The 19,230-nt window shown below is 42.4% G+C and carries 15 protein-coding genes; 12 read left to right on the top strand and 3 right to left on the bottom strand.

Annotated elements, in window-relative coordinates; all coding sequences use genetic code 11:
- The first annotated feature begins 39 nt into the window (after positions 1–39).
- The 11 genes from sufD to DVR12_RS03380 all read left to right on the top strand — a co-directional run bounded on the left by sufD (position 40) and on the right by DVR12_RS03380 (position 15,948).
- Positions 40–1,356, top strand: coding sequence for a Fe-S cluster assembly protein SufD (sufD, locus tag DVR12_RS03430; RefSeq protein WP_116974045.1), 1,317 nt, complete (start codon positions 40–42; stop codon positions 1,354–1,356).
- Positions 1,357–1,362: 6 nt separating this feature from the next.
- Entirely contained in the window at positions 1,363–2,607 is a 1,245-nt protein-coding gene (locus DVR12_RS03425; protein WP_116974044.1) for an aminotransferase class V-fold PLP-dependent enzyme, read from the top strand.
- A 10-nt stretch (positions 2,608–2,617) separates the two neighbouring features.
- A complete protein-coding gene (locus tag DVR12_RS03420; protein ID WP_116974043.1) occupies positions 2,618–3,046 on the top strand; it encodes a SufE family protein in 429 nt (142 codons plus the stop codon).
- Positions 3,043–3,354 carry an iron-sulfur cluster assembly protein gene (locus DVR12_RS03415; RefSeq protein WP_116974042.1) on the top strand — a complete coding sequence of 104 codons (312 nt, stop codon included), beginning with the start codon at positions 3,043–3,045 and terminating at the stop codon, positions 3,352–3,354. Before DVR12_RS03420 ends, DVR12_RS03415 begins: the two co-directional genes overlap by 4 nt.
- A 432-nt stretch (positions 3,355–3,786) precedes the next feature.
- Complete coding sequence (locus tag DVR12_RS03410) at positions 3,787–5,100, top strand: SWIM zinc finger family protein (RefSeq protein WP_116974041.1); 1,314 nt, start codon at positions 3,787–3,789, stop codon at positions 5,098–5,100.
- A gap of 165 nt (positions 5,101–5,265) precedes the next feature.
- On the top strand, positions 5,266–6,726 hold the full coding sequence (locus tag DVR12_RS03405) for a DUF5691 domain-containing protein (protein WP_116974040.1): 1,461 nt from the start codon (positions 5,266–5,268) through the stop codon (positions 6,724–6,726).
- A gap of 15 nt (positions 6,727–6,741) precedes the next feature.
- On the top strand, positions 6,742–7,821 hold the full coding sequence (locus tag DVR12_RS03400) for an ATP-binding protein (RefSeq protein WP_116974039.1): 1,080 nt from the start codon (positions 6,742–6,744) through the stop codon (positions 7,819–7,821).
- A 23-nt stretch (positions 7,822–7,844) separates the two neighbouring features.
- The gene (locus tag DVR12_RS27735) at positions 7,845–10,340 is read left to right on the top strand and encodes a DUF5682 family protein (RefSeq protein WP_199417028.1); all 2,496 of its coding nucleotides are present in this window, start codon (positions 7,845–7,847) and stop codon (positions 10,338–10,340) included.
- Complete coding sequence (locus DVR12_RS03390; RefSeq protein WP_116974038.1) at positions 10,330–11,469, top strand: VWA domain-containing protein; 1,140 nt, start codon at positions 10,330–10,332, stop codon at positions 11,467–11,469. Before DVR12_RS27735 ends, DVR12_RS03390 begins: the two co-directional genes overlap by 11 nt.
- A 20-nt stretch (positions 11,470–11,489) precedes the next feature.
- On the top strand, positions 11,490–14,327 hold the full coding sequence (locus DVR12_RS03385) for a DUF4132 domain-containing protein (protein ID WP_116974037.1): 2,838 nt from the start codon (positions 11,490–11,492) through the stop codon (positions 14,325–14,327).
- Between the two features lie 64 nt (positions 14,328–14,391).
- Positions 14,392–15,948 carry a beta-N-acetylhexosaminidase gene (locus DVR12_RS03380; RefSeq protein WP_116974036.1) on the top strand — a complete coding sequence of 519 codons (1,557 nt, stop codon included), beginning with the start codon at positions 14,392–14,394 and terminating at the stop codon, positions 15,946–15,948.
- A 203-nt stretch (positions 15,949–16,151) separates the two neighbouring features.
- On the opposite strand, the gene DVR12_RS03375 is transcribed toward DVR12_RS03380, so the two are convergent.
- Positions 16,152–16,334 (bottom strand): hypothetical protein, encoded by a 183-nt coding sequence (locus DVR12_RS03375; protein WP_116974035.1) that lies wholly within the window; start codon positions 16,332–16,334, stop codon positions 16,152–16,154.
- A 279-nt stretch (positions 16,335–16,613) separates the two neighbouring features.
- Here DVR12_RS03375 and DVR12_RS03370 point away from each other — a divergent pair, with 279 nt between their 5' ends.
- Positions 16,614–16,847 (top strand): hypothetical protein, encoded by a 234-nt coding sequence (locus DVR12_RS03370; RefSeq protein WP_116974034.1) that lies wholly within the window; start codon positions 16,614–16,616, stop codon positions 16,845–16,847.
- Between the two features lie 80 nt (positions 16,848–16,927).
- Here DVR12_RS03370 and DVR12_RS03365 read toward each other — a convergent pair whose 3' ends face one another.
- Positions 16,928–17,791 (bottom strand): pirin family protein, encoded by an 864-nt coding sequence (locus tag DVR12_RS03365; RefSeq protein WP_116974033.1) that lies wholly within the window; start codon positions 17,789–17,791, stop codon positions 16,928–16,930.
- A 5-nt stretch (positions 17,792–17,796) separates the two neighbouring features.
- On the bottom strand, positions 17,797–19,083 hold the full coding sequence (locus tag DVR12_RS03360; RefSeq protein ID WP_116974032.1) for a hemolysin family protein: 1,287 nt from the start codon (positions 19,081–19,083) through the stop codon (positions 17,797–17,799).
- Positions 19,084–19,230 lie beyond the last annotated feature (147 nt).

Genomic DNA, 19,230 nt, shown 5'->3' with positions numbered 1-19,230 from the left:
AATCATCGGTTACTTCACAAAAATTAGTTAGGAAGAATTATGACAAGCGATATGACATTGCCGTTATACCAGACGTTGACCGCAGATGAAACTGCACTCTCGGCCCAGGTTTCCCTGGCCGGCGATAACCTGCAGGACATACGCCGCACGGCCCTGGAGCGCTTCAAAGCCATAGGGCTGCCAACGCTGAAAACGGAAGAATGGCGTTTTACTAATATTCAACGTTATCTGAAAGAATTCTCTTACGAATTTCTTCATTCTGCCGTTCAGGTTTCTGCCGATACCGTAGCTCCTGCTACCATTGCCGGACTCGATTGTTACCGGATTGTACTGGTAAACGGACACCTGGAAACAGCATTATCCGAATTACCTGCCGGTAAAGGCATCACCATCGGTGCACTGAGCGCTCATACCACAGCTCCGGGATTCACTACCTGGTTCAATGAGCAACCTCACCTGGCTTCTGCCGTATTGGCCCAATTGAATACTGCCCTCTTTGCAGATGGACTGTATATCGAATTAGCTGCAAATACTGTTCTGGAAAAACCGGTGCATATCGTGCATGTATATACCAGCAACACTCCGGCATTCGTACAACCACGCCACCTCTGGGTTTTAAACAGATGTGCTGCTGCTACCATTATCGAAACCACTGTACATCCAAACAGCCAGGCTGTTACCTTTGCTAACAGTGTGCTCGAAACCGTAGTAATGGAAAATGCTGAATTATGGCATTATAATGTACAACAGGGAGCAGAAAACTTCCGAGAAGTACATACCACCGCAGCTCAACAATATAAAGATAGCCGCTATCATCACTACAACTTTACTTTACCAAATACTCCTTTCACCCGTAACAATTTAAGCGTTGCACTGAAAGGCAGTCATACCGAAACTAACCTTAAAGGTATATACCTCGCCAACAAGCACCAGCATGTAGATAACCATACATTTATGGATCATATCATGCCCGACTGCTATAGCAATGAGCTATACAAAGGTGTTCTACTGGATAGCTCCAATGCGGTATTTACCGGTAAGATCCTGGTACATCAGGAAGCTCAGAAAACTAACGCCTTCCAGCAAAATAATAACCTGCTGCTGGGCGATAAAGCTGATATCAACTCTCAGCCTCAGTTAGAAATCTATGCCGATGATGTTAAATGTAGCCATGGTTTTACTGCTGGTCAGTTCAGTGAAGAATCTATGTTTTACCTACGTTCCCGCGGTATTGGTGAAGACGCTGCAAAAGCGCTGATGGTTAATGCATTTTCTCACGACATCACCAATGACGTTAGCATTCCTGAACTGCAACAACATTTGCAGGATCAGATTGCCGGGATCATGAACAACTAAACTACAATGGAACAAATTGCTAACATAGCTACCGCACTTGATGTAGAAAGGATAAGAAAAGATTTTCCTATCCTTCATACACAGGTTCATGGTAAACCACTGGTATACCTCGATAATGGAGCTACTACCCAGAAACCTCAGGTTGTAATAGATGCGGAAGCAAATTATTACGAAACTTACAATAGTAATGTGCACCGTGGGGTACATCATCTGAGCCAGGTAGCAACCAATGCTTATGAGCAAGCCCGCCATATTGTTGCTGGCTTCATCAACGCAGCTCATTCGCATGAGATAATCTTTACCAAAGGCACCACAGATGGCATCAATCTCGTTGCCAATGCCATGAGCCGCCGCTTTCTGAAACCTGGTGACAGTGTTATCATATCGGCCATGGAGCATCATAGCAATATTGTTCCCTGGCAGATCGCCTGCGAAGATACCGGAGCTACCCTCAAAGTAATTCCTATCAACGAACTGGGCGAATTGCAAATGGATGCTTTTGAAGCATTACTGGATGATTCCGTTAAAATCGTTGCCGTTACTTATGTATCCAATACAATGGGAACCATTAACCCCGTTGAGGATATAATAAAGTTGGCGCATGCACGAAATATCCCGGTTCTTCTGGACGCCGCTCAGGCTATCCAACACATCAGCATCGATGTACAGGCTTTAAAACCAGATTTCCTTGCCTTCTCAGGTCATAAAATTTATGGCCCTACAGGTACAGGGGTTTTATATGGTACAACAGAATGGCTCAATAAACTTCCTCCTTACCAGGGCGGTGGTGATATGATCAAGACTGTTACCTTTGCCAAAACAACGTATAATGAACTCCCTTATAAATTTGAAGCAGGAACTCCCAATATTGCAGGTGCAATAGCGTTAGGCACTGCTATCGAATATCTGCAACAGGTGGGACTGGATAAAATTCAGCAATGGGAAGAAGAATTACTTGCCTACGCCCTGCAGGAATTAAGAACAATTGAAGGGATCAGATTTATAGGTGATGCAGCGCATAGAAGTGGAGCTATCTCATTCCTGGTACATAATATTCACCCTTTTGATATGGGAGAATTATTAGACCAACAGGGAATTGCTGTAAGAACTGGCCATCACTGCACCGAACCACTGATGGATCAGTTTCAGATTCCCGGAACAGTAAGAGCTTCCCTTTCTTTTTATAATACTAAAGAAGAAGTAGACAAACTGGTTGCTGGTATCAAACGTGCCACTTCCATGCTTTTGTAAAAATGTGATTATGACAATTAAGGAAATACAGGAAGAAATTATTTCGGATTTTTCAATGATGGGCAATTGGGAAGATAAGTATGAATATATTATTCATCTTGGGAAAGAACTCCCACTAATCGATGAAGCCCATAAAACACCAGATAATCTCATCAAAGGATGTCAGTCGCGCGTGTGGTTGCATACAGAACTCAATGATGGTAAACTTTACTTTACTGCCGATAGTGATGCTGTAATTACAAAAGGACTGGTTAGCCTGATGATCTACGTACTTTCCGGTCACACTCCAAAGGATATCGCTGCTGCAGATATTTTTTTCATTGAAGCTATTGGGTTGAGCAGTCATCTCTCCCCTACCCGTTCCAACGGCTTACTAAGCATGCTGAAACAAATGAAACTGTATGCAATTGCTTACCAGGCAAAAATTAACCAGCAATGAGTGAAGCTGAATTAAGAGAAGAAATAATAGCACAGTTAAAAACCGTTTTTGATCCTGAAATCCCTGTTAATATCTGGGAACTCGGATTGGTTTATGCTATTAAAGTCAAAGAAAATAACCGCATTGGTATAGATATGACACTCACGGCTCCCGGTTGCCCCGTAGCCGGAGATATCATCAGGGAAGTAGATGAGAAAGTCAGAAATATTGAAAGCGTATCTGAAGTAGATGTGCACCTGACCTTCGACCCACCCTGGACAAAAGAAATGATGAGCGAAGAAGCCCGCCTGGAGCTGGGATTCCTGTAGCTCGCGTTGCTCGCATTTTTCTCGCAGAGGCACAGAGATTAATATTAAGGCGCAAAGATTTTTTTACAAATTTTTTAAGGATCGAAGCGAATATTTTAAGGATTCTGACAGGTTTCTATTATTGTTGAAACTAATCCGAAATCCTTAAAATATTCGCTTCGATCCTTTTTTCTTATATAAAAAATCTTTGCGCCTTAATATTAATCTCTGTGCCTCTGCGAGAAATACAAGCGAGCTACGCGAGCCAATACCAAATACAATGCGTAGCAATCTCTGATATTTGCTCAAGTTTTATGAAATTATTTAATTTGTGGTGGAAATAATCATTAAGAAGTTAGTTAGATTTTTTTGTCGTTTTTTAGGAAGATATAGCTGTGTCCCACTTCATCCTGTGCTTTCTACCTTTCAAAACCAAAAGATCAGAGAATTTTTATGTTAAACCTATCCGACGAACAAGTGCTCGCATTAGCACCTGATGATTCTTCCCGTAAATCCGGGAAAGACCTTGCAAATCCGGCCAAATGGGTAAGCAAAGGGGTAAATGAGCAGGCTTTATGGGGCGAATGCCAGGGCAGCGGTAGCAAACCATATCAAACCCAGATCGATATCAATGATATGGCATTTAAATGTAGCTGCCCCAGCAGAAAATTTCCCTGTAAACATGGACTGGGATTAATGCTATTATATTCCAGACAATCCAACTCATTTACCGATACCGCTCCTCCTGCCTGGGTTAGTGAATGGTTGGCCAAAAGAGCCGAAAAAGAGGAGAAAAAAGCCGTTGCTGCTGCTAATCCCAAAGCTCCTGATCCTAAGGCACAGGCCAAAAGATTGGAAGCCCGCTCTCAAAAAGTCCAGGATGGCATTGCAGAACTAACCCAATGGCTAAAAGACATGGTTAGAAACGGGATCATGGACCTGCCCGAAAAAGATCAGCACTTTTTCGAAAACATCAGCAGACGCATGATAGATGCTCAGGCTCCCGGATTGGCAAACATGCTGAAAGAACTCTCCGAAATCAGCTTCTATCAGGAAGGATGGCAATCTCCATTCCTCGAACAACTTGCAAGAATTTACCTGGTTACCAAAGGATTCGAAAATATTGAACAACTACCAGAACCCCTCCGGCAGGATCTTCGTTCCCTCATTGGGTTTACAGTGTCGCAGGACGAACTTAAAGAACAACCCGGCATCTCCGATTCCTGGCTGATTCTGGGTAAACAAACTACTGAAGAAGACAGGCTCATAACCGATCGGTACTGGTTATACGGACAACAAACCAAACGTAAAGCCCTGGTATTGCAGTTCTATATGAGAAATCAGGGGCTCCCTCCACTAACTTTAGTGCCCGGAACCTGCATCCAGGCAGAAGTTGCATTTTATCCTTCTGCTGCACCGCTAAGAGCTGTCATCAGACAACATTCCACCATCAGCTTACAACCTGCATTCACAGGTTATAGTAACTGGGAAGAGGTAATGGTGGCTCAAACTGAAATAAGTGAAGTTTTGCCCTGCTATAACGATCAGGTATACACGATTAATAATATTACACCAGTTTTTCATCAATCTCAATGGTGGCTTCAGGATAGTCAGATGCAACTAATGCCCGTGAAAAAAGGATTTAAGGAAATCTGGAAATTACTGGCTATAAGCGGAGGCCAATCCATGCCCATGGCAGTAATTGGCAAAGGAACTTCCTATGAACCAATTGGAATCTGGAAACAACAGGAATATAATATATTATAATGAACCACTGGCATCATATTGTTAATACGGCTTTCTATGGATCAATTGACATCAGGAAGCAACAGAGCATAATTATTTTATAATGGACCACTGGAATCATATTGTTAATACGGCTTTCTATGGATCAATTGCTACCAGGAAGCAACAGAGCATAATTATTTTATAATGGACCACTGGAATCATATTGTTAACACGGCTTTACTAGGTACCTCCAGGAAAATGCCCGGAACACAGGATTTTCAGGGTAGCCTGCAGGAACCAGCCCAGCTAATACTGGCCAATCAGGATAGTGACAAGGAAGAACAGTTCCTTCAGCTCACAGCACTTACCTATGGCTTCCATCAGAGTGGCGCACAGCCTATCTTGGCAGAAGTAGCACCTGCACCGGAATGCAAGCAGGAAGTAAGACAGTATTGCTCCAATACTGCCATCTCTGTTCTGAAACAGGTTTTAGAGATAGATAGTATTCCTTTACTGCAATCCTGGCTGGAGTATTGTGCCTTTCATCAATTGCTCATACCTCCGGCAATGCTACCTACACTGCTCGATAAAGCCTGGAAATATAAAACCCTTCGTACACTTACCGCCACCGCAGGCGGACATAGAGCCGAATGGCTTGGCCTCTTCAACAACGACTGGAATTTCTCAAAAGTAGTTGAAACTCCAACCGATAAATGGCAGAACGGAGCAACCGCTCAACGTGTAGAAGCGCTAAAGGAATTGCGTATAGCCGACCCAGTTACCGCTTTAAGCTGGTTACAGGAAACATGGAGTAAAGAAGGCGCCAGTGTAAAAACTGAATTATTGGCCGCTATAGAACCCACAATTCAGGCGAATGACCAGGAATGGCTGGAAAGCCTTACCAACGAAAGAAGTAAACAGGTGAAAGATGGAGTATTAAGGTTATTGAAAAAATTGCCTTCATCAACTATACATCAAAAATATTGGCAAATTGCAGCTGAAGCTATTCAACCTAGATTCTTGCTGGGGCCAACTGTAGCTTTACCACATATCGACGAAAGCATTTTCCAAAGCGGAATCGATAAGCTGAGCAATGATAAAAAAATCAGTGATGAAACCTATATTCTTTCTCAGATTATAGCACTGGTTCATCCTTCCAACTGGGAAACCCAACTGGATAAATCTCCCGGCGAAGTCATTTCTTTTTTCCAGAAACACAAAAGCCTGCAAGCCTTTGTTCCATCATTGATTCAGGCTACTATTTGGTTTCAATACCAACCCTGGGCTAAGGAACTAATGCAACAAAGTCAATCGCTCTATATAGAGATTATTCCTCTACTGCCCGAATACCAACAACAGGAAGTATGCGAGCAATTTTTTGAGCAACAAAGCGAAGCTATTGTAAAATGTGCCGGTGGCTTCAAAGAGGAATGGAACCTTGCATTGGCTAAAAAAATATTAACGTTTGCGGCTACACAGCCTTATGTGTACAATCAGACGTATATGAATAATACAATTCATCTGATCCCTGTAAGTATAGCAGATACATTAGACGATATTCAGGCACCGGATAACTGGCAAACAGGCTACTGGAGCAATATTAAAAGTCATCTGCACCGACTGATTCAGGTCAAAAAACAGGTATTGTCACTTTCATCAATTTGATTAATCTAATTCACTATGTCAGAGATTTTACGTTATCATGCCGAACAACTTTTTGCCGAAGAACTGGCAGAATTAAAAAAACAGGACACTGAAAAAAAACCATACAACTGGGTTTTATCGCCACAGGCTGTAGTAACCTACCTGATTGGAGGAAAACTGAAAAATGGTTTTGAAGTAAGTCCAAAATATATCGGAAACCGCAGGCTCATAGAAATTGCCGTGGCAACACTGGCTACCGACAGAGCTTTACTGTTATACGGGCTCCCGGGTACCGCCAAAAGCTGGGTGAGCGAGCATCTGGCTGCCGGAATAAGCGGAGATTCTACCATGATCATTCAGGGTACCGCAGGTACCAGCGAAGAAAGCATCCGCTATGGCTGGAACTATGCCAAATTGCTGGCTGAGGGTCCGTCTAAAAATGCATTAGTGGAAACACCGGTTATGCGTGCCATGCAGGATGGTAAAATTGCCAGGATTGAAGAATTGACCCGTATCGGTGCCGATGTTCAGGATACCCTAATCACTATTCTGTCGGAAAAAACCTTACCAATTCCCGAATTGAATACTGAAGTACAGGCAGCAAAAGGTTTTAACGTAATTGCTACAGCCAATAACCGCGATAAGGGGGTGAATGAATTATCAAGTGCTTTGAAACGTAGGTTCAATACCGTTATCCTTCCCGTTCCGGATTCTATGGAAGAAGAAATAGATATTGTAAGAAGAAGAGTGGAAGGTTTTGAAAAAGTAATGGAACTACCGGCCGAAAAACCAGCCATGGAAGAGATTCGCAGAATCGTGACCATTTTCAGGGAACTGAGAAATGGTGTGACCCTGGATGGAAAAACAAAACTTAAATCGCCAGGTAGCACCCTTAGTACCGCAGAAGCCATTTCTGTTGTAAACAGCGGACTTACCCTGGCAGCATATTTCGGTGATGGCAGATTAAAAGCAGCTGATCTGGCTGCCGGTATCATCGGAGCAGTGGTTAAAGACCCGGTACAGGATAAACTCGTATGGCAGGAATATCTGGAAACAGTTGTGAAAACCAGGGAAGATTGGAAAGATGTATATCGTGCCTGCAGAGACCTGGCATAGTGTGTTAACCTAAATCTAAAAGCATGTCTGTACATATTTTAGGCATACGACATCATGGTCCGGGTTCCGCTAAAAATGTGAAAGCATTTCTGGAAGAACTACAACCAGATATTGTGCTAATTGAAGGGCCTCCTGAGGCAGATAGCCTGCTGGAATGGGTAGCAAATGAACAACTGCAACCTCCTGTTGCTATACTGGCCTATCAGCCAGATCAACCTCAGCGTGCCTGCTTTTATCCATTTGCCACATTCTCTCCTGAATGGCAGGCAATGTTATACGCCAAAAAGAAGAATATCCATGTAAAGTTCATGGACCTGCCACTCGCTCATGTATTTGGCTTCGAGAATGAAGAACAGCAAAAGAATGAGAAAAACGAAGAAGAAGCAGATACTAAAACCGCTACTCAAAAGGAGAACAGCGAAGATACCAGTGAGGAATATAATAATGAATTAGCAGAAATAACGGGAAGTTCTGCGATAACAGGTACTCAACACGAAAACCGTACAGAAACCAGTGGCGGTTTAATAGGTGAATTAACCAAAATATCGGAAGATTCTACCCAAACAGGTATACAACTCGAAAATCGTACTGATACCACTGATGGATTAATAGATGAATTAACCGAAATAACGGAAGATCCTATCAGGATAGCGCGGCAGATTGATCCTATCAGTGAATTAGCTACTGCCGCTGGCTTTGAGGATGGTGAAAGATGGTGGGAACATATGTTCGAATATCGTCGTAACCCTACCGAGATTTTTGATGCAGTACATGATGCCATGGGAGCATTAAGACAGGAACTTCCCTCCAAAAATGATCATAAAGAGCAACTGAGAGAAGCCTATATGCGTAAATGTATCAGGCAGGCAGAAAAGGAAATGTTTCAACGTATCGCTGTGATCTGCGGTGCATGGCATGCCCCTGCCCTCTCAGAAATGCCTTCTCAGAAAAACGATAATGAGCTGCTGAAGAATTTACCTAAAGCAAAGGTAGCTTGTACCTGGGTTCCCTGGACCTATAGCCGTTTGAGTTACCAAAGTGGTTATGGTGCCGGTATCCCTTCTCCGGGCTGGTACGAACATATCTGGGAGTTTCCGGAAGATGACGGAACCCGTTGGATGGCAACCGTAGCCAAACTATTCAGGGAACAGCAGAAAGATATTTCCGTTGCGCATGTTATAGAAGCAGTGCGCCTGGCAAATGCTTTAGCCGCATTAAGACAGTTTAGCAGACCTGGATTGGAAGAACTGAATGAAGCTACTCAGAGCATTCTTTGTAATGGAGAAAGCATTGGTATGCAACTCATACAGGACGAGATAATTGTACGTAATCGTATTGGGTCTGTGCCGGCTGAAATACCGGCACCACCTTTACAGGCAGATATTTTACGACTGCAAAAGAAACTCAGACTCCCTGCCACAGCCGATTTCAAAGACTATACCCTTGATCTGCGTAAAGACAATGACCTCGAAAGAAGTATCTTTTTACATCGACTCGGGTTATTGGAAATCCGTTGGGGTAGCACCTACCAGGTTAATGGAAAAGGTACTTTCAAAGAACAGTGGAGACTTCAATGGGCTCCCGAGTTATCTATCGATATCATAGAAAAAGGGAATTGGGGTAATACGGTTGAAGAAGCTGCAGCGAAATTTGTTAGCGAAAAAGCTAAGCATTCGAATACGCTGAAAGAAGTTTGCAAACTTCTGGAGTCGGCCATCCCGGCCGAATTACCGGCAGTAGTAGATACCCTTATTCATTGTATCAATAATTTAGCTGCTGCCTCCGGAGATGTATTACAACTAATGGAAGTAATTCCATCGCTGGTCAGCATCAGCAGATACGGCAACGTTAGAAAAACCGATGCAGAATTAGTAGATGCCATCACCTACAGCATGGTAGATAGGATCTGCATTAGTTTACCCGGCGCTTGTACCTCGGTAGCTGATGATGCAGCCCAATCGCTGCTCGAACTGTTTTATTCCATGAATGAAGCAGTAGGTTTATTGCAAAAGGAAGCATTGATAAGTTCATGGCAGCGGACCTTAACGGTTATAGCAGGCAGTGCTGCTACTACTCCTGCCATTGCAGGATATGCTACCCGTTTGTTGTTTGATGTTAAGAAAATTGATGAAGATACTTTAACCAAAGCCTTCAGTGTGGCCATGTCTGTGGCCAATGCGCCTGCTTCAGCAGCATCGTGGCTGGAAGGATTTCTGAAAGGAAGTGGTACTTTATTATTGCTTGATGAAACATTGTGGGGAATGATTTATCAGTGGGTAGCCCAGCTTGAAAATGATATTTTCATACAGGTATTGCCGTTATTACGCCGGACCTTTTCTAACTTTACCACTCCTGAAAGGAAAAAATTGGGAGAAAAAGTAAAATCAGGACAGGTAGGATCATCGGATCATTTTGTGGCCACTGGTACTATAAACGAAACCAGAGGCGCTAAAGGTATACCAGTAATCATGCAGTTGCTGGGATTTTCTGATCCTAAATTTGGTTTAAATGGAAAATGAGGAACAATTACGCAGATGGCGCCTGATATTGGGAGGAGCTCAGAATGATGGCACCTCTTTTTCTCTGGCCAAAGCCGATCTGCAGGTCGATAAAACACTGGAAGCCCTTTACGACAGTGGCAGACAAGGGGGATTGGGAGCATCCTCTCCTAATGTCAGCCGCTGGCTGGGAGATATCAGAACCTACTTCCCGTCATCAGTAGTTCAGGTAATGCAGCAGGATGCCCTGAAAAGGCTTAATCTCACCCAAATGCTGCTTGAAAAGGAGATGCTTGAAAATGTAACACCGGATGTGCACCTGGTAGCAACCCTGATGACCCTGAGCAGAGTAATTCCTGAAAAAACAAAAGATACGGCCAGGCAGGTGGTGAAAACAGTGGTAGATGAACTGATGCGTAAACTTTCCCAGCCTACCCAACAGGCTATCAGCGGAAGTCTTAACAGGAGTGTCAGAAATCGCCGGCCCCGCCACAATGAAATCAACTGGCCACTGACTATAAAACAAAATTTGAAACACTATCAATCCGACTACCAAACTATTATCCCGGAAACGCTTATAGGATACGGCCGAAAGCGTACAGCCCTGAAAGAAGTAGTTTTATGTTTGGATCAAAGTGGTTCGATGGGTACATCTGTTGTTTATTCTGGTATCTTTGGGGCCGTAATGGCATCCATACCTGCCCTGAAAACTCAAATGGTAGTTTTTGACACAGCGGTAGCCGATCTGACAGAAGATTTGCAGGACCCTGTAGAACTATTATTTGGCGTTCAGCTAGGAGGAGGTACGGATATTAACGGAGCTTTACGATATTGCGAACAAATTATTACCCGGCCCTCAGATACTGTTTTGGTACTTATCACAGATCTTTTTGAAGGCGGTAACGAAAAAGATATGCGTAAACGTTTTGTAACACTGACATCCGCAGGTATCCAAGTAATTGTGTTACTTGCATTAAATAACGACGGAGCACCGGCATATGACCATGAGAATGCACAGTTTTTGGCCGATCTGGGCATTCCTGTATTTGCATGTACTCCCGATAAATTCCCTGATATGATGGCTATGGCCCTAAGCAAACAAGACATTGGGCAATGGGCCGCCAAAGAAGAAATAATGCTGAAAAAATAAACTGAATCCACTTATACCTTATGCCGTACACAAAGGAAACTATACTACCTCTTGTTGATGAACTGAAACAACGGAATAATTATGCAGATATCGCTGCATCCATTCAAGCCGGGGTAGATTTCCTTACAGGGCAAACCTATGAAACACCTGTTTTCGAAGAAGCAACTGCCGCTCAGCCACTAGGCCGATTTATGGCATTGCTTCAATCACCCGACCTATGGAATGAAAATGACCGACTGGTACTTCAGCTTATTTCAACACCTATTACCTGGGAAGGATGCAAAGATGCCTTCCTCAAACTACTGGTTCCTACTTTAGATGCTCCGGGTACCTCCAGCTCTATTGTACTACGTTTCAGTAATTTCACCAACTTCCTCCAGGACCGGGGTTGTACACCGGAAGAAATCGGATCACTGCTGATCGATTATTCAGGCCACGGTAACAACTTCGATTTATCACCGCTGAAATTTTCGCCTCTGCGCAAATTCCTGCAAGACCTGATAAAAAGCGCCGATCCGCAAACCATTACTGCCTATTTGCGCACCTGGAAAAACAAAGGTTGGAATTCTCTCTTTTACCGGCTCCTGGCCAAAGGACACCCGGAAAGAGAGATGGAATACCTGGAAAACGTATTTCTCAACACCAGCGACACAGCAACTCTTATGAAGGTGATGTTACAAAACAACTTCACCAGGTATGAACCGCTTGTCGAAAATTCTACAGCTCATTGGACTTCCACTGCATCCTATGGGAATGCACTGGCTGGCTATTATTTACTGGCTGCTCATCTCCCGGAAAAATATCAGCAAAAGGTAATCTCAGTGGCATATGACTGCTTAAATATGCCAACCACCTCTCTTTCTGATAATTCCGTAAGTGAACTGGCCGTAAAGGAATTGCTACAGTATGATCTTTCTAATGCGGTGCCTTACCTGCAAACGCATATCCAGCAACAACGCTACCTGCACGCTGGTGCATTCCAGGCCGTTGCGGATACTTTAAAAGATAATGCAGTTCCTTTATTGCTGCAGGCATTGAATAATGATTACGATGCAAGACTGGTACTACCCGTCCTCATTCAGTTATCTCAATCACTGTATCTTGATGAACTGTGGCCATTTACACTGCATAAACTCAAATCTGTCAGATCGCTTGTTGCTCCCGTGCTTGCATTACATCCGCAGGCCCTGGAAAAAGCAGGCGAACTACTTCAGCATAAGAAAGCGGATCAACGTCTGACAGCTGCTCAAATCCTTTGTAAAATCAATACTTCTCAAGCACATCAGCTATTACAGCAGACACTTGATACGGAAGTAAATGATGATGCAAGAGATCTGATGATAGAAACATTGGGCGCGGGTCAATCTGGTACCCTGGCCGATCTTGTGGATGCTGCTAAAAAGCGTAATAAACTTTCCAAGCCAATAGAAAAATGGTTGGATGAAAGCTCCTTCCCTCCTCTTTACTTATTGGATGGAAGTATAGCATCGCTGGACACTGTAAGATTTTTGCTCTATAGGATGTCGCGCGCAGAAGGAATTAAACCTGATGTAGAAGCGAAGGTTTTATTGGCACAGGTCGACAGGTTCAGAAGCAATACTTTCGGATTATACCTGTTTGAATTATTCCTTGAAAGAGGTTCCGATGCCAAGCTCAAATATCTGCTGATAACCGCAGCTGCAACCGGCGACGATAGCCTGATAGTTCCACTGCAAACAACCGTACAGCACTGGATTGATACCAAGCGTTTCAAGCTGATGGAAATCGGGATGGGGGCCCTGGCAATGCATGGAAGTTCAGCTGCCTTAAGAGCAGTTGAATATTTCAGCCGCCGCTATCGCGTTAAAAAAGCCAATGTAGGAACAACAGCTCTAGCTGCACTACAGGCGGCAGCCGAAGAACAGCAGACAAGCCTGCATGAACTTTGCGACCTGATTGTTCCGACCTTCGATTTTGAAGGCAAATACAGAGCTTTTGTTATTAAGGATGAAACATATTTTGTATCGCTGGATCACCAATTCAAACCCATCTTCTTTAATAAAAAGTACAAACAACTCAAATCATTGCCAACTGCCGTAGCACCTGCCACCAGAGAATCGTTCAAAACACTGGCTAAAACTATTTCAGAAGTAGTGAAAGTACAGACCGAACGATTGGAAAATTTCATGGTAATACAAAGACCATGGAATGTAAAACATTGGCAATCAGTTTTTCTACAATCAGCCATCATGAATGTTTTTGCTACCAGAATCTTATGGGCAGCATTCAACAATAATGATCAGCTGATCGCTACCTTCCACTCAACAGAAGATGGAACACTTTCCGCTGCTGATGGCACTGCGATAATATTGCCTGAAAATGCAAGCATTAAGATCGCTCATCCGGTTTATCTGGATAACAATACGCTTCATGCCTGGAAACAAAAATTTGCTACAGAAAATATTACTCCGGTCTTTCCTCAATTGGAAAGACCGGTAGCTACTTTGGTAGCTGAAGCCGCAACCAATACCCTCATAGAAGACTTTGAAGATATTGTGATCAATACTGAGCAGCTGAATAAACATTTGGAGCAAAAAGGTTGGAAACTCAGTGAAGGAATAGAAGGCGCATACTCTTACTCCTGGTATAAAACAAACGATGAGCATCAACTGGAAGCCATTATAGAAATGAGCAGTATTTACCAGGATGATAGTTTTCATTACAGGTTAGGAACTTTATATTTCGTTGATAAAACCAAGACATCAGAGCGTTGGTTTAATAATACAGACAAAGCATCTTTAAACTGCCTTTTGCCGTTGATAGATGTTCCTCCTGTTTTCTATTCAGAAGCTATTATGGATCTGGCTAGTAACTGCTAGTATTATTACTGGTTTTTTTATTGTACATTATCATCATTAATGTGAACAATAAAAAATCTACCTAATGCAAAAACTCAGAGCAGCGTTAACTGGTGTTGTTGCCTTCATTTTCAGCACCAGTGTTTTAACCGCTAATGCCCTCCATGTAATTCCACAGCCAGCTGAAATGGATAGTCAACCTGGCACTTTTACGCTTTCCAATACTACAGTCATCATCCCTGGCACCAATACAACAGAAGCAAAGTTTTTACAGACCTACCTGCTGGATCAACTGCAACTCGATCTCTCCCTTAAACCCAAAGCCAGCAAAAATTTCATCCAGCTAACCATCAATAAACAATTAAAAACATCTTTAGGAGAAGAAGGCTATCAATTAACAGCCAATAATGATAATATAATCATTACCGCAGCAACCAATACAGGAATATACTACGGCATTCAAACCCTTCGTCAGCTGGTTGAAACCGATGGACAACTGGCAAAAGTTGCAGGAGTTAAAATTACCGACAAACCCCGCTTTGCCTGGAGAGCCTTTATGCTCGATGAAGGCAGGTATTTCAAGGGAGAACTGGTTGTAAAAAAACTACTCGATGAAATGGCACGTCTGAAGATGAATGTGTTTCACTGGCACCTTACCGATGATCAGGGATGGAGAATTGATATCAAAAAATATCCGTTACTCGCAAAAGTCGGAGGCCACAGAGATTCTACACAGATCAACGGGTGGAACAGCAAGGTTTATGATGGGAAAGTACATGAAGGATATTATACACAAGAGCAGATAAAAAATATTATTCAATATGCTGCCCAAAGGCATATTACTATAGTACCAGAGATAGAAATGCCGGGGCATTCCAGCGCTGCAATTGCAGCCTATCCATGGTTAGGAACGGCTAAGACTTCAATAAAAGTTCCCTGTAAATTTGGAGTACAATATGATGTCTTTAATGTAGCAGACCCTAAGGTAGTAGCTTTTCTTCAGGATGTTCTGAACGAGGTTATGGCATTATTCCCTTCTAAAGTAATACATATCGGTGGTGATGAAGTGAGGTATGATCAATGGAAAGCGGATGCTAACGTACAGGCATATATGAAATTACATCAGCTATCTACACCGGCCGATTTACAGATCAGTTTTACCAATAGCATTTCCAATTATCTTGCAGGTAAGAACCGTAGAATGACCGGTTGGAACGAGATCATGGGTAGCAAACTGCATGAATATACCTCAGAAAAAGATGCCAATGCCACTCAAAAATTGGCGCCAGGTACTATTGTACAATTCTGGCGGGGAGATTTACAACTGATTACAGATGCGGTTTCTAAGGGCTATGAAGTTGTGAACTCTTATCATGCGATGACCTATCTCGATTATGATTATAAATCCATTTCTCTGGAAAAAGCATATAGTTTTGATCCTATTCCTGAAGGGTTAGATCCAAAATATCATTCAAAGATATTAGGGAGTGGTTGCCAGATGTGGGGGGAATGGATTGCAGATGAAGCAGCAATGAATGCTAAGGTATATCCAAGATTGGCGGCCTATGCAGAAGATGCGTGGACATTACCTGCTAATAAAAACTTTAAAGAATTCGCTGAAGCAGTGGCTAAGTTCTGGTAGTTGTATTTCTCGCAAAGACGCAGAGATTAATATTAAGACTCAAAGGACTTTTTTTAAGATTATTAAGAAAAAAAGCTATTAATTAGGTTCAATCTTAAATTGAACTTAATTAGAAGTGCTTAATAATATTTGTTTCTACTCTTTGAGTCTTAAAAAAAGTCCTTTGAGTCTTAATATTAATCTCTGCGTCTTTGCGAGAAACATTAACGAGGGGTTTTATGCTTCAGTGATTTCACGTTTTTTACATGGTGGGTAGAGGTTCCTCCGTGATAACTTTGTTCAAGGTTCTTACGGCTATCGAGCGTATCTCTTATTTCTGGCCTTGGTAAATTAGAAAAGGCCTGTTGTTTGCTCTGTTTTGTATTTTCATTTCTTGTACCTTTCATAAAATAAAGATTTCAGTAAGCTAATATCTCAGGTACAACAAAAGAAATGCCCTTATGCAGCTGAAATTAACTCTTATGATTTAATTAAGAGTTTGTAACCCTAGTTCTACTAATTGAGAGAAAAATCCCCAAATTATCTAAGCTAACTCAACTACTCCCACAAACAGGTTTTTTATAAGTATTGAAGCCTCAATAGCTTGTACATAGATACAATAATTAAAAAGAGAACTGCATGGAATATGCATAATTGAGATCAAAGGTTAAATAAATTTGAATCTTATGAAACACTTACCTGCAACTATTGGACTTTTGGCGATACTCACTCTTCTTGTATTTTTTAAGAGTGATCCGGATCGTGCAGTGCAGGCCGCGCCAACTACGTATCATGGAACCACAATTTTTCCGTCTGACACTATGATGCCAACAATGGATACAGTCAGACATCATTACAAAATGAAAGAGAACAAGAGAAAAAATAAAGTCGTAACCAAGCCAATGAGGGATACCTTATAGCTAAGTTGACCAAAAAACAAAAGCCTGGTATTTGAAGAAACTGCTTCAATACCAGGCTTTCCTTATTCTAAGAAATATTTTTATCTGGCTAAAGTACCAAACAATCCATTTTTATAGTCCTGGATTGCCTGTTCAATTTCTTCCGGTGTATTCATTACAAAATTATCTTTTACGGCCAGCGGCTCATCAATTGGTTCAGCATTCAGAAACAGGATTCTGGTATCTTCATTGGCGGAGATATTAATAGTTTCTGAAGGGTCTTCTTTGTCGAACAGCACCAGATGGTAGCCGGTAACTGTACTACCGTTAACTTCCACGCTTCCGTCTACTATATATAATAAGGCCCAGTAACCCGGTTTGGCAGAAAGTGATACAGCTTTGCCTGCATTAATATGGCCCCAGATTGCTGTTATGGGAGTATAATTTTGCAGCGGACCTGTTTTCCCATCATATTCTCCTCCTGCCAATTTGAGGTCTATTCCTGCTTCGTTAATTACGGAAGGCATATCAGCACCTTTGATATACTGATACCATGGATTTTCGCCTTTATTTGCTTTAGGAACATTAAACCATAATTGGAGTAGCTCGTAATTACCTCCATTTTTAAGGAATTCGGCAGAGGGTCCTTCGCTATGGAGAATACCTTTACCGGCAAACATCCATTGTACATCACCGGCAGAAACCGTCATTTCATTTCCGGCATTATCGCGGTGATACCCCTGGCCCTGCAACATAAAGGTAACCGGAGCAAAGCCACGGTGAGGGTGAGGATTCAGCCTGTCTTCCGGCGACCCGGGCTCGAAGTATTTTGCAGGCATATGATGCACTACAATAAACGGATTAGCAAATCTGAACTGTGCAGTTGGCAGTGATTGCCTTACTACTTCGGTATCCGTGATTTTCTTTTCACGACCTTCCAGGATATGCAAAATCTTCTTTTCCATAATGACTACTTTTTAAGTCTCAGGCGAGCTTTCTCTACAGAACTTCTAAACATTTTGAGGATTAAAACCTCATAGTTTTCAATGGTAATTACTTCACCTTCACGGGGAATGTTTCCATGAATGTAGTTGATTAAACCAGATAAAGTTTCGTATTGTTCGCTTTCGGGAAGTGGAGACGGAAGCAGTTCATTAATATCTGCAAGATATCCGTGAGCATTTACAATATAGTAATCGTCTTTCAGCTCAACCAATGGAGCTTCCTGATCGTGTTCGTCCTGAATATCACCTACTAATTCTTCGAGGATATCTTCCATGGTAACAATACCTTCCGTATCTCCGAATTCATTGGTAACAACTGCCAGCTGGGTTCGTTGTAACTGGAAAGTACGGAGCAGGTCTTTGATCTTCATACTATCTGGCACATAAAACACTGGTTTCATAACATCTTTGATATTATGAAGCGTTTTCTCGTGCATTCCTTTTACCACGTCTTTAGCATAAACAATTCCCTTTAATTCATCCAGGGAGCCGCTATAAACAGGGTAACGGGAGTATCCATCCTTTATTACCTGATCTATTAACTGATCTAATGGCAGATTAATATCCAGCGCGGAGAGTTCTTTACGGTGGGTGAGAATTTCCTTAACACGGCTATCATCGAAATCGAAGACGTTCTGAATAAGCTCTCTTTCTGTTTCTTCGATGGCGCCCCCCTCCTGGCTCTCAGAAATAATGAGTTTCAATTCTTCCTCAGAGTGAATTTCAGATTCTCCGGCCGGGGTAATTCCGATTAGTCTTAATACGCTGTTTGCCAGGCCGTTGAGCATCCAGATGAAAGGTCGGAAAATTACGAACAGAATTCGCAGTGGAATAGCCACAGCCAGTGTTGTTGGTAATGGTTTGCGGATAGCTACCGATTTAGGAGCTAATTCACCGAATACGATATGCAGAATAGTGATAATGGTAAAGGCCATTGCCACAGCCACTACGTGAGCAGCGGGCAAATACACAGCAATCCCGAATTTCTCCATCACCTGTACGACTATAGCAGTCATAACCGACTCTCCGACCCAACCAAGGCCCAGGGAAGCCAGGGTAATACCTAGTTGAGTGGCAGCAAGATATCCATCCAGATTGCTTAGAATTGTTTTTGCAGCACCGGTAGCACGTTTACCGGCTCCATTGTTACTATTGATTTGAGAGGAACGTACTTTGACGATGGCAAATTCTGCCGCTACAAAAAAACCGTTTAAAAGCACTAAGATAATTGTCCAGAAAAGTTGCCAAAGCATGAAGATGTTAAAATTGGTTCGCAACCCCAAATATAGGTAAATCAATTGTTATACGTAGGATTCATGGAAAAATAACCATCATACATATCAATATTAAAATAGATAGCATGATTTTTAAATAAATAGTCTACTTATTTCATAGAGTTT

Origin of the sequence: Chitinophaga silvatica (genome assembly GCF_003419895.1) — a bacterium.
Lineage (GTDB): Bacteria > Bacteroidota > Bacteroidia > Chitinophagales > Chitinophagaceae > Chitinophaga > Chitinophaga silvatica.
This window is presented reverse-complemented; position numbering and strand designations above follow the sequence as displayed.

Excerpts from the sequence above, each read along its gene's own strand:
- sufD (WP_116974045.1), top strand. The coding sequence starts at position 40 with ATGACAAGCGATATGACATTGCCGTTATACCAGACGTTGACCGCAGAT.
- DVR12_RS03425 (WP_116974044.1), top strand. The coding sequence starts at position 1,363 with ATGGAACAAATTGCTAACATAGCTACCGCACTTGATGTAGAAAGGATA.
- DVR12_RS03420 (WP_116974043.1), top strand. The coding sequence starts at position 2,618 with ATGACAATTAAGGAAATACAGGAAGAAATTATTTCGGATTTTTCAATG.
- DVR12_RS03415 (WP_116974042.1), top strand. The coding sequence starts at position 3,043 with ATGAGTGAAGCTGAATTAAGAGAAGAAATAATAGCACAGTTAAAAACC.
- DVR12_RS03410 (WP_116974041.1), top strand. The coding sequence starts at position 3,787 with ATGTTAAACCTATCCGACGAACAAGTGCTCGCATTAGCACCTGATGAT.
- DVR12_RS03405 (WP_116974040.1), top strand. The coding sequence starts at position 5,266 with ATGGACCACTGGAATCATATTGTTAACACGGCTTTACTAGGTACCTCC.
- DVR12_RS03400 (WP_116974039.1), top strand. The coding sequence starts at position 6,742 with ATGTCAGAGATTTTACGTTATCATGCCGAACAACTTTTTGCCGAAGAA.
- DVR12_RS27735 (WP_199417028.1), top strand. The coding sequence starts at position 7,845 with ATGTCTGTACATATTTTAGGCATACGACATCATGGTCCGGGTTCCGCT.
- DVR12_RS03390 (WP_116974038.1), top strand. The coding sequence starts at position 10,330 with ATGGAAAATGAGGAACAATTACGCAGATGGCGCCTGATATTGGGAGGA.
- DVR12_RS03385 (WP_116974037.1), top strand. The coding sequence starts at position 11,490 with ATGCCGTACACAAAGGAAACTATACTACCTCTTGTTGATGAACTGAAA.
- DVR12_RS03380 (WP_116974036.1), top strand. The coding sequence starts at position 14,392 with ATGCAAAAACTCAGAGCAGCGTTAACTGGTGTTGTTGCCTTCATTTTC.
- DVR12_RS03375 (WP_116974035.1), bottom strand. The coding sequence starts at position 16,334 with ATGAAAGGTACAAGAAATGAAAATACAAAACAGAGCAAACAACAGGCC.
- DVR12_RS03370 (WP_116974034.1), top strand. The coding sequence starts at position 16,614 with ATGAAACACTTACCTGCAACTATTGGACTTTTGGCGATACTCACTCTT.
- DVR12_RS03365 (WP_116974033.1), bottom strand. The coding sequence starts at position 17,791 with ATGGAAAAGAAGATTTTGCATATCCTGGAAGGTCGTGAAAAGAAAATC.
- DVR12_RS03360 (WP_116974032.1), bottom strand. The coding sequence starts at position 19,083 with ATGCTTTGGCAACTTTTCTGGACAATTATCTTAGTGCTTTTAAACGGT.